The organism is Achromobacter sp. JUb104 (genome assembly GCF_024806975.1).
GTDB classification, from domain to species: Bacteria; Pseudomonadota; Gammaproteobacteria; order Burkholderiales; family Burkholderiaceae_B; genus Achromobacter; species Achromobacter spanius.
Genome location: NZ_JANUEY010000003.1, coordinates 192,916 through 208,604, shown reverse-complemented (window position 1 = coordinate 208,604; position 15,689 = coordinate 192,916). Strand labels below are relative to the sequence as shown.

Here is a 15,689-nt window from a genome sequence, read left to right as displayed (position 1 = left end):
TCGCCGGCACCGCTCCCGATGGCGAAGAGTATAGTATCGCTTTCCCCTAGTTCTCCCCACTTTTCCCTTAGCGCAGAACCCCAATGCAGGCTCTCTGGATGTTGTTGGCGTCCGCCATGTTCGCCATCATGGGGTCGTTCGTGAAGTTCGGCACCGAACACGGCGCCTCGTTGCCCCAGATCGTGCTTTTTCGTGGGCTGCCTTCCGTTCTTCTCTTGCTGCTGTGGGCGCGCGCCGGCCGCCAATCCATCGTTCCGACCAGTTGGAAGCTGCACCTGTGGCGCAACCTGTCCGGCGTGACGTCGATGTGGCTGGGGTTCTTCGCCATCTCGCACCTGCCGCTGGCCACCGCGACCAGCCTGAACTACACCGCGCCTCTTTTCATTGCCTGTTGGATGCTGGGCTGGGGCGGCGCGCAGCGCGACGCCGTGCGCATCATCGCCGTGGCCTTGGGTTTCCTGGGCGTGATCGCCGTGCTGCGGCCCAGCATCAATGAAGACCAATGGCTGGCGGCGCTGATGGGAATGGGGGCGGGCGCCATGTCGGCAATCGCCATGCTGCAGATCCGCCAACTGGGCCGGATCGGCGAACCCGAGTGGCGCACCGTGCTGTTCTTTTCCGTGGCGGTCTGCGTGTCCAGCGTTGTCGGGCTGTGGTTCGAAGGCTGGGGCACGGCGGACTGGCAGGGCTATGCGTCGCTGGTGGGCGTGGGCGTGGCGGGCATGTTCGGCCAGCTTGCCATGACCCGGGCCTTTGGCGTGGGCTCGGCGCTGCTGACGGCGGCGCTGCAATACAGCACCATTATTTTCGCGGCCTTGCTGGGCATGGGTTTTTGGGGCGACCACCTGGATGGTCTGGCCTGGGCCGGCATGGGCTTGATCATCTCCGCGGGCCTGCTGTCGGTGTGGCGCACCATGCGCGACCCCAAACCGGCCTGACGGGACACCCGCTAGACAGGAGCACACCGAATGACGATGACACTGATTTCCGCCGCCGATCTGGCGGGTCGGCTTGGGGCTTCCGGGCCTGACGCTTCCAACGTGCGCGTAGGCGACGTGCGCGTAGGCGACGTGCGCGTAGGCGACATGCGCGTAGGCGACGTGCGCGTCTTCGACGTGCGTCACGACCTGACCAACCACGCCGCGGGCCGCCAGGCGTATGACGCCGGCCACATCCCCGGCGCTCGTCACCTGGACCACGAAACCGAACTGGCCGCGCCGCGCACCGGCAAGAACGGCCGTCATCCGCTGCCCTCGCGCGCCGAGCTGGGCGCACTGATGGCCGCCCATGGCGTGACGCCGCAAACGCTGGTCGTGGCCTATGACGCCAGCGGCGGTATGTACGCGGCCCACCTTTGGTGGATGCTGCGCTGGCTGGGCCATGAGCGCGTGGTGGTGTTGGACGGCGGCTGGCAGGCCTGGGTGGCCGCCGGGCTGCCGACCACGACCGATCCCGCGCCGGCCGTGCAAGCCGGCCAGCCCGTCGAGCCCGGCGCGCCGCTGGTCGCATCGGTTGATGCGCAGGCCGTGCTGGACAATATCGATCGGCCCGCCTTTACCGTGATCGACGCGCGCGCCGCCAACCGCTATCGCGGCGAAGTCGAACCGATGGATCCGGTGGCCGGCCACATCCCGGGCGCCCTGAACCGCCCGAACGGTGAAAACCTGCAAGCCGACGGAAGCTTCAAGTCCGCCGAGCAACTGCGCGCCGAATTCGACGGCTTGCTTGGCGGCCGCGACCCTGGCGCCATCGTGCACCAGTGCGGCTCGGGCATCACCGCCTGCCACAACCTGCTGGCCATGGAAATCGCGGGCCTGTCCGGCTCGCGGCTGTACCCGGGCTCGTGGAGCGAGTGGTGCAGCGACCCGTCGCGCCCGGTAGCCAAGGGCGCCTGAGGCGCAGCGGCGCACAAAAAAGCCAGGGTTCGCACCCTGGTTTTTTTTCGTCTCCGATGCGATCCCCCTGCGGCTCCTGCCGGGCTATTCTTCCTGCGGCCCGTGCCGGACTATTCCGCCCGCGCTACCAGATCGCCGCCAGCTTGACCCGCCCGGACACGCTTTCCGCGATCTCCAGGAAGTGGTCCAGCGGGGGCGTGGCCAGCCCCGGCACTTTGGCCATATCGTCCCAGCGGCGTAGGCGGATCGCGTCAGGCGCGCCCGGCATGCTGGCGAAATCCACCGCCTGGCCGGCATCGAAACTGCCGCCTTGCAGCGCCAGGCTGCGCTTGGAATCCTCCGACAACGACGCTTCGTATTGCGGCTCGACATAGCAAAGGTAGCGCTTGGCTTCCACGTGCAGGCGGATCGGGTCCAGCACGGCCGAACTGAACAGTCCGCGCAGGAACGGCAGCACGAAATACTGGTGCTTGTCGTCGACGCCGCGCAGCGTGGGGGTGCCCGGACGGTCGGCGATCAGGTGGCCCAGATCATGCAACAGGCAGGCGGTGATGAGCGAAGCGTTGGCGCCATGGCGTTCCGCCAGCGATGCCGTTTGCAGCGCATGCCGCAAATGGCTGACGGACTCGCCATGGTAGGAACGGTGTCCGCGTTCCAGGAAAATCTGTTCGATGTCTTGCAAGGTCAAGGCCATGGTTGTCTCCTGAGTGGCCGCAAGGGGGAGGGGGCGGGCAGTGACCTGACGGTCAGCCGGCTGCCGGCGCCATCTCCAGAAAGCGCGCGATCAACTGCACCGGTTGGCGCTCGCGCAGGCAGTACAGGTATTCGTGCATCACGATCTCGGCCCCCTGGATGTCCAAGGCCGCCAGGTCGGGGTGCGACGGGATTTCACGCGAGGGGATCAGGCTGATCCCCAAGCCGCACAGAATCGCCTGCCGGATGGATTCCCGGCTGCCGATCTCCAGCGTGCGGCGCACGGTGACGCCCGCCGCCGCCAGCGCGTCTTCGGTCAACTGGCGCGTCATGGAGCCGGGCTCGCGCAGCAGCAAGGCGTGGTCGGCCAGATCGGCCAGCCGAACCTGCCCGCGCCGCGCCAGCGGATGGTCGCGATGGGTGACCACGCGGATCGGGTCGGCCGCGATCATCCTGCGGTACAGGTGCTTGTCATCCATCAGAAAGGAAGACGTGGCAATCTCGATCCGGTAGTCGTGCAGCGCTTGCAGCATCGACTGCGAATTTCCGATGGTGACGGCCAGGTCGATGCCCGGGTAGCGCTGGTTGTACCGGCGCACCGTATCCATGATGTAGAAGGGGCCGGTCGCGCCAATGCGCAGATTGCCTTCGCGCAGGTCGCTGGCGTCGCGCAGGCGGAAATCGATCTCGGTTTCCTGCTGCACCAGCTTTTCCACCATGGGCATCAGGTTGTGTCCCGCATCCGACAAGCGCATGCCCCGGCCCTGCCGGTGGAACAGTTCGATGCCGTAGCGCGATTCCAGTTGACGCAACTGCCCCGTCACGGTCGGTTGGCTGACACCCAGTTGGGCGGCGGCCTTGGTGACGGTGCCGCAGCGGGCCACGGCGTAGAAGGATTTGAGTTCGGCGACAAGCACGATGAGGGGGCGGGAAAGGGACGCAATGCGCAAGACCGCCAGTACACCAAAATAATTTGATGTTTTTATTACTGCATTTGCGCGAAGTGTCATAAACGCTCAATACGCGCCTTCCATACTGGCTTCGTTCCAATCTGGAGGCAGCATGCCCCAACCCGATAGCGCCTTCCTCACAGTTCGAAATCTGGTCAAGCGTTTTGGCAGCCACACCGCGCTGGCCGACGTCTCGCTGGATATCCGCGCCGGAGAACTGGTGTGCCTGCTGGGCCCGTCCGGCTGCGGCAAGACCACGTTGCTGCGCGCCATCGCCGGCCTGGAACGCCAGGACAGCGGTGCAATCGTGCTGTCGGGCCGCGATATTTCTTACGCCGAGCCCCAAGAGCGCGACTACGGCATCCTGTTCCAGTCCTACGCGCTGTTTCCCAACCTGACCGTGGCCCAGAACGTGGCGTATGGCTTGAGCGGCAAGCGCGCCCACCGCAACCACGTCGCCAACCGCGTCGAGGAAATGCTGAGTCTGGTCGGCCTGACTGGGGCCGCGGACAAATACCCCGGGCAGATTTCCGGCGGGCAGCAGCAGCGTGTAGCGCTGGCGCGCGCATTGGCGCCATCCCCGTCACTGTTGTTGCTGGATGAGCCGATGTCGGCGCTGGACGCCCGGGTGCGCGAGCATCTGCGGATTGAATTGCGCGCGTTGCAAAAACGTCTGTCCATCACGACGCTGATGGTGACGCATGACCAGGAAGAGGCCATGGTGATGGCCGACCGCATCGCCGTCATGAACGGCGGCGTCATTGAACAATTCGGAACGCCGCGCGAACTCTACCGCCAGCCGGCATCGGCCTTTATCGCCGATTTCGTGGGCGAGGCGAACTGGCTGCCGTTCGAACGCGTCGATACCCATCGCGCCCGCGTCGGCCGCCAGGAACTGGCCGTGGACGAGGCGCTGGACGGCAAGTCCGGCAAGCTGTTCGTGCGCCCCGAAGCGGTGCGCGTCAGCATGGCGCGCTCGGAAGAACCCAATTCAATGTTGGCCGACGTGCTGGACGGCGTATTCCTGGGCCGGGGCTATCGCCTGGCCTTGCGCCTGGAAGGCGTGCCCGGTTCCACCGTGCATTCCATCGTGTCCCCTGAAATCGGAGACGCCCTGTTGGGCCCTCACGCCGCCAGCCGTTGCTGGGTGGAGCTGCCGCGCCATGCGATTCGCGCCTACGCTTGATTCCGCCATGACTGGATCGCCTTCCGTGGCCGAACTGGCCCCCGCCCCGGCCCCCGCCTCGACCACCACCCCCGCGCCGACCGCGCCCGCTCTGGGCCGCCGCCCCATGCCCGCGTGGATAGGCGCGCTGGGCCTGACGGCGGGGCAGGGCGCGCTGGTGCTGTTTCTGGTGCTGTTCCTGGCATTGCCGCTGCTGGCCATCCTGGCCAAGGCCGTGACCGATAGCGACGGCGCCTGGGCCGGCCTGTCGGTGGTCTCCGGCATCATCGGCGCGGATGGCTTTCTTGCCATGGTCGGGCGCAGCCTGACCGTGGGCGTGGTGACGATGCTGCTGGTGGTGCCCTGCGCCTATGGCTTCGCCTACGGCCTGACCCGCACCCGCTTGCCGGGCAAGGGCCTGCTGCGCACCATTGCCTTGCTGCCTTTGCTGGCGCCGTCGCTGTTGCCGGGCATTGCGCTGGTCTATCTGCTGGGCAACCAGGGGCTGCTCAAGGGCCTGACGGGCGGCGCCACCATCTATGGCTTCTGGGGCATTGTGGTGGGCGAGGCCTTCTACACGTTTCCGCATGCGCTGATGATTCTGCTGACCGGCCTGACGCTGGCCGACGGCCGGCTGTACGACGCGGCGCGTGCCATGGGCGCGGGCCCGTGGCGCACCTTCCTGACCGTGACCTTGCCCGGCACGCGCTACGCCGTGTTCTCGGCCTGCTGCGTGGTGTTCACGCTGACCGTCACCGATTTCGGCGTCCCCAAAGTGGTGGGCGGCGACTACAACGTGCTGGCCATGGAAGCCTACAAGGCGGTGGTCGGGCAGCAGAACTTTCCCAAGGGCGCGGCCATCGGCATCCTGCTGTTGCTGCCCGCCTTGCTGACCTTTGTGCTGGACCGCCGGCTGCGTGCCCGCCAAGGTGCGCAGATGAGCGGCCGCGCCCAGCCTTACGCGGCGGGCGCCAACCGACGCCGCGATGCCGCGTTCCTGGCGCTGGCCGGGGTGCTGGCGGGCTTTCTGCTGCTGATCATCGGCGTGGCCGTCTGGGCCTCGTTCGTGAAGATGTGGCCGTACAACCTGTCGATGTCGCTGCGTTCCTACGACTTCGACAACATGGACGGCGGCGGCTGGCTGGCCTGGCGCAACAGCCTGCAACTGGCGCTTTGGACCGCAGTGATCGGCACGGCCGTGGTGTTTGTGGGCGCCTGGATGATGGAAAAGGTGCCGGCGCGCGGCTCAGTGGCGCGCAGCCTGCGCGCCACGGTCAGCATGCTGGCCTTGATGCCGATGGCCGTGCCCGGCCTGGTGCTGGGGTTGGGCTACATCTTCTTCTTCAACAGCCTGATGAACCCGCTGAACCTGCTGTACGGCACGATGCCGCTGCTGGTCCTGTGCACGGTGGTCCACTTCTACACCAGCGCGCATCTGACGGCGGCCACCGCCTTGAACGCCCTGGATCCCGAGTTCGAAGCCGCTTCGGCGTCGTTGAAGGTGCCGCGCATGACGACGTTCCTGCGCGTGACCTTGCCCATGTGCCTGCCCGCCGCGCTGGACGTTGCTCGCTACCTCTTTGTTTCCGCCATGACGACCGTGTCGGCCGTGGTGTTCCTGTACAGCCCGTCCACGGTGCTGGCCGCCGTCGCCGTGCTCAACATGGACGACGCCGGCTTCATCGGCCCGGCCGCCGCCATGTGCACGGTGATCATGGCCAGTTCCGCCACGGCGGCCCTGCTGCTGCATCTGGCAAGCCGCGCGCTGGTTGCGCGCAGCCAGGCATGGCGCCGCCCCATGGCTCTTTGAACGCTTATTTCTAGGATGACCCTCATGACTGTTTCAACCTTGCCCGTCCAACTGGAAGCCGTCATCTTTGACTGGGCCGGCACGCTGGTCGACTTTGGTTCGTTTGCGCCCACCAAGGTGTTCGTGGACGCCTTCTCGCAGTTCGGCATGGATGTGTCGCTGAAAGAAGCCCGTGGCCCCATGGGCATGGGCAAGTGGGACCACATCCGCGCCCTGTGCGATCAGCCCGCCATCGCCAGCCAGTATCAGGCCCAGTTCGGCCGCTTGCCTTCCGATGACGACGTCACCGCCATCTACGACCGCTTCCTGCCGATGCAACTGGAGAAGGTGGCGCAGTATTCAGCGGCCATTCCGGGCGCGGCCGAATTGCTGCGCGCGCTGCGCCAACACGGCTTGAAGATCGGCTCGTGCTCGGGCTACCCCGACAGCGTCATGCGCCGGGTGGTCGAGCGCGCGGCGTCCGAGGGTTTGGAGCCGGACTGCATCGTGGCCAGCGACGATGTGCCGCGCGCCCGTCCGGCGCCTGCGATGGCCTTGAAAAACGTGGTCGAACTGGGGCTGTCCGATGTGGCCGGCTGCATCAAGGTCGACGACACCGCGCCCGGTATCGAGGAAGGGCGGCGCGCCGGCATGTGGACGGTGGGGCTCTTGTTGTCGGGCAACGCCGCCGGCCTGACGCTGGACGAATACCTGAGCCTGGATGAGAACGGCCGCGAGCGCGCGCGCGTCGAGGCACGCGCGGAGCTGTCGTCCGCCCACCCGCATTACCTGATCGACACGGTGGCCGACCTGCCCGCCGTGATTTCCGACATCGAAGCCCGTCTGGCGCGAGGCGATCGACCCTGAGCTAAAGCCATCAGCCTGAATACCTTCCGCCCGGCGTAGCCGGACTTAACCCTGCTTTTTTTTATCGCGACCGCGGCCGGCATCGTCCGACCGTGGCGGCGACCTTCACCCTTTTTTCCGCTCATTCACGGAGTTCCTCATGAATCGCTACAAGCTGCTTGCCCTGGTCACCGCCCTGACGGGCATGATGGGCGCCGCCTCTGCCGAGACCACGCTGACGGTCTACACCGCGCTCGAAGCCGACCAGATCAAGGTCTATCAAGCCGCGTTTGAAAAAGCCAACCCCGACATCAAGATCCAGTGGGTTCGCGATTCCACGGGCATCATCGCCGCCAAGCTGCTGGCGGAAAAGAGCAACCCCAAGGCGGACGTGATCTGGGGCTTGGCGGGCACGGCGCTGGGCCTGATGGACAAGGAAGGCATGCTGCAACCCTACGCCCCGAAGGGTCTTGACCAGATCGCCGCGAACATGCGCGACGCCAAGGCTGAGCCGTCGTGGGTCGGCATGGACGGCTATGCCGCCGCCATCTGCTTCAACACCATCGAAGCCGAAAAGCAAAAGCTGCCCAAGCCGACCTCGTGGCAAGACCTGACCAAGCCGGTCTACGCCGGCAAGATCGTCATGCCGAACCCGGCGTCCTCGGGCACGGGCTTCTTGGACGTCAGCGCCTGGCTGCAGATTTTTGGCGAAGAGAAGGGCTGGGCCTATATGGATGCCCTGCACAAGAACATTGGCTCGTACACGCACTCGGGCTCCAAGCCGTGCAACATGGCGGCCGCGGGTGAGTTCCCGATCGGCGTGTCGTTCGACTACCGCGCGGCCAAGCTGAAGGCCGATGGCGCGCCGGTCGAAGCCGTGTTCCCGTCGGAAGGCCTGGGCTGGGAAGTGGAAGCGACCGCCATCATGAAGGGTACGAAGAACCTGGAAGCCGCCCGCAAGCTGGCTGACTTCTCGGCCAGCCGCGAAGCCAACGAACTGTACAAGGCCAACTTCGCGGTGCTGGCGATTCCGTCCATCGCCACGGCCAACCCGAACCTGCCGGCTGACCTGACCAAGCGCATGATCAAGAACGACTTCGTGTGGGCCGCCACGAACCGTGAACGCATCATCGCCGAGTGGACCCGCCGCTACGACGGCAAGTCCGAGCCGAAGAAGAAGTAAGGCGTTGCCCGCGATGAAAACTTACGACGTGATCGTGGTGGGCGCGGGCATGCTTGGCATCGCCCACGCCTGGGCGGCCGCCAAGCGCGGCCTGTCGGTGGCGGTCATCGAGCGCAGCCGCCAGGCGCACGGCGCCACCATCCGCAACTTCGGCCAGGTCATCGTGACGGGCCAGCCGCCCGGCATGATGCTGTCGCACGCGCAACAGGCGCGCGAGCTGTGGCTGGACCTGGCCGCCAAGGCAGGCTTTCATGTGCGGGCCAATGGCGCGCTGGTGCTGGCGCGCAACCTGGACGAGGCCAGCGTGCTGCAGGAATTCGCGGACACGCGCCTGGCGCAGGAAGGCTATCGCGCCAACCTGCTGTCGGCGCGTGAGGTGGCCGGCCTGTATGGCGGACAGCTTGCGCACCACTGCCTGGCGCTGCGTGGCCATGATGACCTGCAGATTTATTCGCGCGAAGCCTTGCCGGCCATGACCCGCTACCTGGCCGAGTCGCTGGGCGTGACGTTCATTACCGGCACGCTGGCGCGCGCGGTGGAAAATGGCCTGGTCGGCACCACGGCCGGCGACTTCCAGGGCAAGCATGTTTTCGTTTGCCCCGGCCATGACTACCTGACGCTGCTGCCCGAACGTTTCGCGCCGCTGAACCTGGAAGTCTCGCGCTTGCAGATGTTGCGCGCGGCGTTCGACACCAACGCCATCGCCTTGGACCGCCCGGTGCTGACCGGCCTGTCGTGCGTGCATTACGGCGCGTTCTCGGACCTGCCCACGGCGCAGGCGCTGCGCCAGGTGATCCAGGAACGCACGCCGATGCTGGTTGAAAACGGCATCCATCTGCTGATCAGCCCGACGCCGAATGGTGAGCTGATCATCGGCGACTCGCATCGCTATGGGCAGGACGCGTTCCCGTTCAACGACGAGGCGGTCGACAACGCCATGCTGGACCTGGCGTCACAGGCCCTGGGTGCGCGCTTGCGTGTGCTGGAACGCTGGCAGGGCGTGTATGGCGCACACGGACCTGCGCCGTTCTCGGTCATGCCGGTGGACGCCGCTACGACGGTGGCGGTCATGCATTCCGGTGTCGGCATGACGGTGGGGCTGGCGATCGGCGAACGCACGGTGGCGGGTGTGATCGGACATTGACGGCGCGGGCAGGCATTTGCCGCGTGCAATGAAAAGGGCCTCGCGAAAAAATCGCGAGGCCCTTTGTTTTTTGCGACGGCAAACCCGGTTCAGAGGTCCTGCATGATGCGTCGATACCATTCGTGGAAGTGCTGCATGCCGTCTTCCATCGGTGATTGGTAAGGACCGGCTTCATTCACGCCGCGCAACATCAGGGCCCTGCGGCCGGCGTCCATGCGTTCGGCGATTTCATCGTCTTCGATGGCCGTTTCCATGTAGGCGGCGCGCTGGGCTTCGACGAATTCGCGTTCGAACGCCGAGATTTCCTCGGGGTAGTAGAACTCGACAACGTTCACCGTTTCCTGCGGGCTCTTCGGGTACAGCGTGGACAGCACCAGCACGTGCGGGTAAAGCTCGATCATGTGGGTCGGAAAGTACGTGACCCAGACCGCGCCGAAGTCGGGCGCGTCGCCTTCGCGGAACGACAGCAGGCGGTCGTGCCATTGCTTGTACACGTCTGAACCCGGTTGGGCCAACGCATTGTGCACGCCCACTTTCTGCAGGCTGTACCAGTCGTTGAATTCCCAGGTCAGGTCGTCGCAGGTAACGAAACGGCCCAGGCCCGGATGGAACGGCCCGACGTGGTAGTCCTCAAGGTAGACCTCGATGAAGGTCTTCCAGTTGTAGTTGCACTGATGCACTTCAACGTGGTCGAGCACGTAGTCGCCGAAGTTGAACTCGGGGCGCGAGAACAACGGGGCCATGTCCGACGCCGGATCGCGCGGGCCTTCAAACAGCAAGCCGTGGCAATCGCGCAGGCGAAACTTCTGCAAATTCATGCAGGGCGTAGTCTCGAACTGAGGCGCGCCCAACAACTCGCCTTGGTTGTTGTACGTCCAACGATGCAGCGGGCAGACAATATTGCCGCCGGTTGCCTTTAGATTGCCTTGCGTATTGCAGTTGCCGGCTACATTGCCGGCTTCGCCGCCCAGCATCAATGCCTGACGGTGGCGGCAGACATTTGAGATGAGTTCAACGCCTTGCTGGTTACGAACCAGCACGCGCCCCCCGTTTTCCTGGACCAACGACCGCCAATCCCCAATCTCGGGCACTACTTTCTGGTGTCCGACGTACTGCGAGGATTGCTTGAAAATGAGTTCTTGCTCGCGGGCAAAGAGGGCTTCGTCAAAGTAAGCGCTGACGGGTAGCTGGGTGCGAGCTGGCACGACATGTGCCATCCGACCGATGTCGGTCATGATTCCCTCCGCTCGGATAAAAAAGCCAGGACGGTTTGAGCTCTGCCAAGCGTTTTTGTTCAAGCCCAGCGTTTTCAGGAAACCGTCCTGAAAACCGCTTGGAGCTCAACGATGAGCTTGGCTACATACGTGCTGGCGCGAAGAAAAATCGGTGTCTGGCCGATCAAATAAGCCGTGAATTGTACCCCAAGGGCCTCCCTCACGCCCGGGAAGATGGACGAGGCTTCATCCAGTGTTCACGCGGCCTGCCGGCCCTGTGCGGCCGTTCGATTAACCCTTCGCGGCGTAGGTCTTTCAGACGAGCTTGCGCGTGGCGGGATGTCGCCTTAGCAACCAGCTACTGGCCGCCGACAAGACAAAGACCGCAAGGGTCAGCAAGGGGACTGCCCAGGCGTCGCGCGGGCCGCCGGAAATGGCGCCGGCGCGGCGGGCCACGTCCAGGAACACGGGGTGGATCAGATAGATGCCGAAGGTCAAGGGCGCCAGGGCGGCCAGGCGCGGCAGGCGGGGCGAGTCCACGATCCACTGGAATGCGGCCAGCGACATGAACGGCACGGTCAGGCTGAAGTAGTCATAGAAGTACGTGTCCAGGTTATGGCCGTTGGACATCAGGTTCACGCCCAGGGCGGTGGCGGCCACACTGGCCAGCAGCACCAGGCCTGGGCGGGGAATGCGCATGTCGCCATCGAAAATCAAGCGGCCGGCCACGAAGTAGCCCAGGTACGGCAGGAACCAGGTCAGGAAGAATCCGTGCGGCGCGCCCAGCGCGCGCCGGTACAGCGCGTCCAGGATCGCCACGCCCAGAATGCCCACCACCCACAGCGCGCGCCCGCGCGGCGTGCTGCGCGCATACAGAAGACGGGCCAGCGGCGCGAACAGGTACAGGCCCACGATCATGTACAGATACCAAAGGTGGTAATACGGTTCGCCTTGCGCCACCTTGCGCGGCCAGAACGAAAAATCGATACGGCCATCGTCCCACCAGTCCAGGCCCGTGCGCCAGGTCAGGTAGAACAGCGTCCAGAACAAGAGCGGCGCGCAAATACGCGCCATGCGGCGGCTATAGAACTTGCGGGCGTCATGCGGCTTGTTCGGGTCCAGCAGCAGGGCGCCGCTGACCATCACGAACACGGGCACGCACCAGCGTGCCGCCGAGTCGTAGAGATTGGCGGCCAGCCAGGCGCCCTTGCCGTAGGCGGCCGGGTCACTGACGATCAGCGCCGCGCTGTGCAACAGGACGACGGCCACGGCCGCCAACCAGCGGGCGGCATCCAGGCGGGCATAACGGTCTTCGGTCAAAGGCATCGGGCTCCCGCTGGGTGTTTTCTCTTTTTCACCTTAGCAGCGTGCAGCGCCTGGCTTCTGTATCCAGCGGTTAGGCAAGGCATAAAAAACCGACAGGGCCCGTAGGGGCGCTGTCGGCGGAAAGGTCGGCGGGGCGGGTGGCTGGCCGCCGGTTCGCGGGCCGGCGGGACCGCGAACGATTTGTCACGAAACTACTTACTGCGAACGACTTACTGCAAAACGATATTGGCTTGCTTGATCAGTTGCGACACGATGGGCTGTTCGGTCTTGATCTGCTTGTCGAGCTCGGCGGCCGTACCCGAACGCGGGTCGATGCCCATGTCCAGCATGCGCTTCTTAACGCCTTCGTCCTTCAGCGTTTCAGTCAGCGCGGCTTGCAGCTTTTCCAGCACCGGCGCCGGCGTGCCCTTGGGCGCAACAAAGCTGAACCATGCCGTCATGTCGAAGTTGGGATAGCCCTCTTCGGACAAGGTCTTCAGCTTGGGCAGCGTGGCCAGGCGCGACGGGCTGGTAATGGCGAATACCTTGACCTTGCCGGCGTCTGCTTGCGGGATGCCGGTGGCGACCATGTCAAAGAACAGGTCCACATCGCCGCTGATCAAGGCCGGCAGGGCTTGCGTGGCGCCCTTGAACGGCACGTGCAGGATGTCGATGCCGGCGCGCGACTTGAACAGTTCACCCGCCAGGTGCGACGAGGTGCCGGGGCCGAAGGTGGCAAACGTCAGCTTGCCCGGGTTCTGCTTGGCATAGGCCACCACGTCCTGCGTGCTGTTGAAGGGCTGCTTGGGGCTGGACAGCAGCACCAGGGGGCCGACCCCCACCATGCCGATACGCGCGAAGCTGTCCGGGTCGTAGGGCAGTTCCTTGTACAGATAGCGGTTCGTGACGAGCGTGGAGTTGGTGGCCATCAGGATCGTGTAGCCGTCCGGTTGTTCGCGCGACACATAAGCCGCACCGATGGACGTGCCCGCGCCGGCCTTGTTTTCCACGATCATGGATTGGCCCAAGGTCTTGGCCATGCGTTCAGCCAGGATGCGGGTCAGCACATCGGTGGCGCCGCCGGCCGGGAAGGGCGAGATGATCTTGATGGGCCGGGCCGGATAGGTCTCGGCTTGCGCGCCCAGCGCGGCCGCGCCTAGAACCAAGGTAGCCAGTAGTTTGATGCTCGTGCGAATCATGTTTTCCCCTTGAAATCGCGTGCGTGAGTGGATCGCCGGGCCTGGCTTGGCGGCTGCGCGGTGAAGCGCGTTGCGGTGCTTGCCAGGTCTCCTTGGATGCTTTAAATTCCGCCTTATGGAATTTAGTTTTGTCATTCGAAATAAACTATAAAAACGAAGCGTAGTGAAATGCAATCTTTTTCTGACTCCAAGCGTGTCATCCACGCCGCCGCCAAGCCGGACGAAAAGCTGGAACTGAGCCAGCCGGCACGCCGCAAGCGCGCGGCGGGTGTGGGCGAGGGCGCCAGTTCGCCGGACTTCATTACTGCGTTGGCGCGCGGCTTGGACGTATTGCGTTGCTTTCGCCATGGCGTGGCCGCGCTGGGCAATCTGGACCTGGCCCGCTTGACCGGGCTGCCCAAGCCCACCATCAGCCGTATCACGTACACGCTGACCGAACTGGGCTACCTGCGCTATCACCCCGACACCGGCAAGTATTCGCCGGGCTATGGCGTGTTGGCGCTGGGTTTTGGCCTGCTGGCCGGGCTGGAAGTGCGCGAACTGGCCAAGGCGTCGATGACCGACCTGGCCCGCGACACGGGGGGCGCGGTCGCCCTGGGCGCCTTTGATGGCGATGCCATGACGTATGTCGAGGCTATCCACGGGTCGTCGGCCTTGTATCTGCGCCTGCCCGTGGGCTACCGCGCCAGCCTGGACAGCGCCATGGGCCGGGCGTACCTGGCCAGCCTGCCGCAAAGCGCCTGTGATGAGGAAATGGCGCGCCTGGGCCAGGCGGCGCCGCCCGCCGACGCGATCTTGCGCGCCCGCGCCGAGCTTCAGGAATCGGGCTGCTGCTTCGCGCTGGGCGAATGGCAGTCGGGCATCAACGCCGTGGCGGTGCCGTTCACCTCGATCACCGGCGAAGGCGTCTTCGTCATGAGCTGCGGCGGTCCGGCAAGCCTGCTGCCGGAGCCTGACTTGCGCGCGCGCGTCGGGCCGGCGTTGCGCGCCGCGATCGTGGGGCTGGCGGGGGCCGCGGCCTGATCCCTGCGATGCATCCGGGTCTGGTTTGGCTATCTCGTACAATTCACAAATTGATCCACCCCTAGCGCCCTCGGAGACCCGTTTGGCCAACCCCGCACAAGCCGATCCGCAGACTGACGACCGTCCCCTGCCTCAAGATTTCGAAACGGCCCTGGCCGAGTTGGAGTCCTTGGTGGCGGCCATGGAAGACGGCTCGTTGCCGCTTGAGCAATCACTGACCGCCTACCGGCGCGGCGTGGCGCTGACGCGGGTCTGCCAGGAACGCCTGGCGCAGGCCGAACAGCAGGTCAAGGTTCTGGAAGGCGACCTGTTGCGCCCGCTGGATCCGGCGGCGCTGGATGACGAATAAGAATCCGATGAAGCAAACTCAACTCCCCTTTGCGGAGTGGTTGCAGGGTCGCGTGCGGCACGTCGAAGACGTCCTGGACGACCTGATGCCCCCCGCGGACGTGCTGCCTGTCCGCCTGCATGAAGCCATGCGCTACGCGGTGCTGGGCGGTGGCAAGCGCGTACGCGCCGCCATGGTCTACGCCGCGGGACAGGCCTGCCCGGTCAGCGGCAGCGTGCTGGCCATCGAGGCCTCGCTGGACCGCGCCGCGGCAGCGGTTGAATTGATCCACGCTTATTCGCTGGTGCATGACGACCTGCCTTGCATGGACGACGACACCTTGCGCCGTGGCCGGCCCACCACCCATGTGCAGTTCGACGAAGCCACCGCCATGCTGGCGGGCGACGCCTTGCAGCCGCTGGCCTTCGACTTGCTGGCCTCGATGCCCATCGCGCCCGCGCTCATCGTGCAGGCGACCCAGTCGCTGGCCCGCGCCGCCGGCAGCCAGGGCATGGCGGGCGGCCAGGCCATTGACCTGCTCAGCGTCGGTCATTCGCTGTCGCGCGACGAACTCCAGACCATGCACAGCATGAAGACGGGCGCCATGCTGGCGTGCAGCGTGGCCCTGGGCGGCATCGTGGCGGGCGCCAGCTCGGCCTCGCGCCAGGCGCTGGACGCCTACGCGCAAGCCATGGGCCTGGCGTTCCAGGTGGTGGACGATATCCTGGACGTCACCGCCGACACGGCCAGCCTGGGCAAGACGCCGGGCAAGGACGCGGCGGAAAACAAGCCCACCTACGTATCGCTGCTGGGCCTGTCCGAAGCGCGCGCGTTCGCCGAAGAATTGCGCGTGGCCGCGCGGGCGGCGCTGGAGCCTTTGGGCGACGCGGGCTTGCGTCTGGCGCAATTGGCTGATTTCATCGTCCTTCGAGACCGCTGATCCGTGATAAGCCCG

The 15,689-nt window shown here is 65.4% G+C and carries 15 protein-coding genes; 10 read left to right on the top strand and 5 right to left on the bottom strand.

The features are described 5' to 3' along the window. Positions 1-83 precede the first annotated feature (83 nt). Together M2361_RS21485 and M2361_RS21480 are read left to right on the top strand one after the other, a co-directional pair. Positions 84-938: a DMT family transporter gene (locus M2361_RS21485; RefSeq protein ID WP_259251705.1), complete on the top strand. Its 855-nt coding sequence runs from the start codon at positions 84-86 to the stop codon at positions 936-938. A gap of 30 nt (positions 939-968) precedes the next feature. Next, positions 969-1,895, top strand: coding sequence for a sulfurtransferase (locus M2361_RS21480; RefSeq protein ID WP_259251704.1), 927 nt, complete (start codon positions 969-971; stop codon positions 1,893-1,895). 124 nt (positions 1,896-2,019) lie between these two features. Here the strand turns inward: M2361_RS21480 and M2361_RS21475 are convergent, their stop codons facing one another. Beyond that, positions 2,020-2,589, bottom strand: a complete 570-nt coding sequence (locus M2361_RS21475) for a phosphonate degradation HD-domain oxygenase (protein ID WP_100857135.1) — start codon at positions 2,587-2,589, stop codon at positions 2,020-2,022. 52 nt (positions 2,590-2,641) lie between these two features. After that, a complete protein-coding gene (locus M2361_RS21470) occupies positions 2,642-3,505 on the bottom strand; it encodes a LysR family transcriptional regulator (protein WP_259252637.1) in 864 nt (287 codons plus the stop codon). Between the two features lie 145 nt (positions 3,506-3,650). Here M2361_RS21470 and M2361_RS21465 point away from each other — a divergent pair, with 145 nt between their 5' ends. The 5 genes from M2361_RS21465 to M2361_RS21445 all read left to right on the top strand — a co-directional run bounded on the left by M2361_RS21465 (position 3,651) and on the right by M2361_RS21445 (position 9,665). Beyond that, positions 3,651-4,724: a putative 2-aminoethylphosphonate ABC transporter ATP-binding protein gene (locus M2361_RS21465; RefSeq protein WP_259251702.1), complete on the top strand. Its 1,074-nt coding sequence runs from the start codon at positions 3,651-3,653 to the stop codon at positions 4,722-4,724. A 7-nt stretch (positions 4,725-4,731) separates the two neighbouring features. After that, complete coding sequence (locus M2361_RS21460; protein WP_259251700.1) at positions 4,732-6,513, top strand: putative 2-aminoethylphosphonate ABC transporter permease subunit; 1,782 nt, start codon at positions 4,732-4,734, stop codon at positions 6,511-6,513. A 15-nt stretch (positions 6,514-6,528) separates the two neighbouring features. Then, positions 6,529-7,359: a phosphonoacetaldehyde hydrolase gene (gene phnX / locus M2361_RS21455; RefSeq protein WP_259251699.1), complete on the top strand. Its 831-nt coding sequence runs from the start codon at positions 6,529-6,531 to the stop codon at positions 7,357-7,359. Between the two features lie 139 nt (positions 7,360-7,498). Beyond that, on the top strand, positions 7,499-8,521 hold the full coding sequence (locus M2361_RS21450) for a putative 2-aminoethylphosphonate ABC transporter substrate-binding protein (RefSeq protein ID WP_259251698.1): 1,023 nt from the start codon (positions 7,499-7,501) through the stop codon (positions 8,519-8,521). A gap of 13 nt (positions 8,522-8,534) precedes the next feature. Then, positions 8,535-9,665 carry a TIGR03364 family FAD-dependent oxidoreductase gene (locus M2361_RS21445; protein WP_259251697.1) on the top strand — a complete coding sequence of 377 codons (1,131 nt, stop codon included), beginning with the start codon at positions 8,535-8,537 and terminating at the stop codon, positions 9,663-9,665. A gap of 89 nt (positions 9,666-9,754) precedes the next feature. On the opposite strand, the gene M2361_RS21440 is transcribed toward M2361_RS21445, so the two are convergent. The 3 genes from M2361_RS21440 to M2361_RS21430 form a co-directional block, all read right to left on the bottom strand. After that, the gene (locus M2361_RS21440) at positions 9,755-10,900 is read right to left on the bottom strand and encodes an aromatic ring-hydroxylating dioxygenase subunit alpha (protein WP_100857130.1); all 1,146 of its coding nucleotides are present in this window, start codon (positions 10,898-10,900) and stop codon (positions 9,755-9,757) included. Between the two features lie 294 nt (positions 10,901-11,194). After that, positions 11,195-12,205 (bottom strand): acyltransferase, encoded by a 1,011-nt coding sequence (locus tag M2361_RS21435; protein ID WP_259251696.1) that lies wholly within the window; start codon positions 12,203-12,205, stop codon positions 11,195-11,197. Positions 12,206-12,414: 209 nt separating this feature from the next. Beyond that, complete coding sequence (locus M2361_RS21430; protein ID WP_259251695.1) at positions 12,415-13,383, bottom strand: tripartite tricarboxylate transporter substrate binding protein; 969 nt, start codon at positions 13,381-13,383, stop codon at positions 12,415-12,417. A 168-nt stretch (positions 13,384-13,551) separates the two neighbouring features. Between M2361_RS21430 and M2361_RS21425 the strand changes: the two genes are divergently transcribed. From M2361_RS21425 to M2361_RS21415, 3 genes are all read left to right on the top strand, one after another. Further along, entirely contained in the window at positions 13,552-14,406 is an 855-nt protein-coding gene (locus M2361_RS21425; RefSeq protein WP_259251694.1) for an IclR family transcriptional regulator, read from the top strand. A gap of 82 nt (positions 14,407-14,488) precedes the next feature. Next, positions 14,489-14,755, top strand: a complete 267-nt coding sequence (locus tag M2361_RS21420; protein ID WP_259251693.1) for an exodeoxyribonuclease VII small subunit — start codon at positions 14,489-14,491, stop codon at positions 14,753-14,755. Positions 14,756-14,762: 7 nt separating this feature from the next. Beyond that, on the top strand, positions 14,763-15,674 hold the full coding sequence (locus tag M2361_RS21415; protein ID WP_259251692.1) for a polyprenyl synthetase family protein: 912 nt from the start codon (positions 14,763-14,765) through the stop codon (positions 15,672-15,674). Positions 15,675-15,689 lie beyond the last annotated feature (15 nt).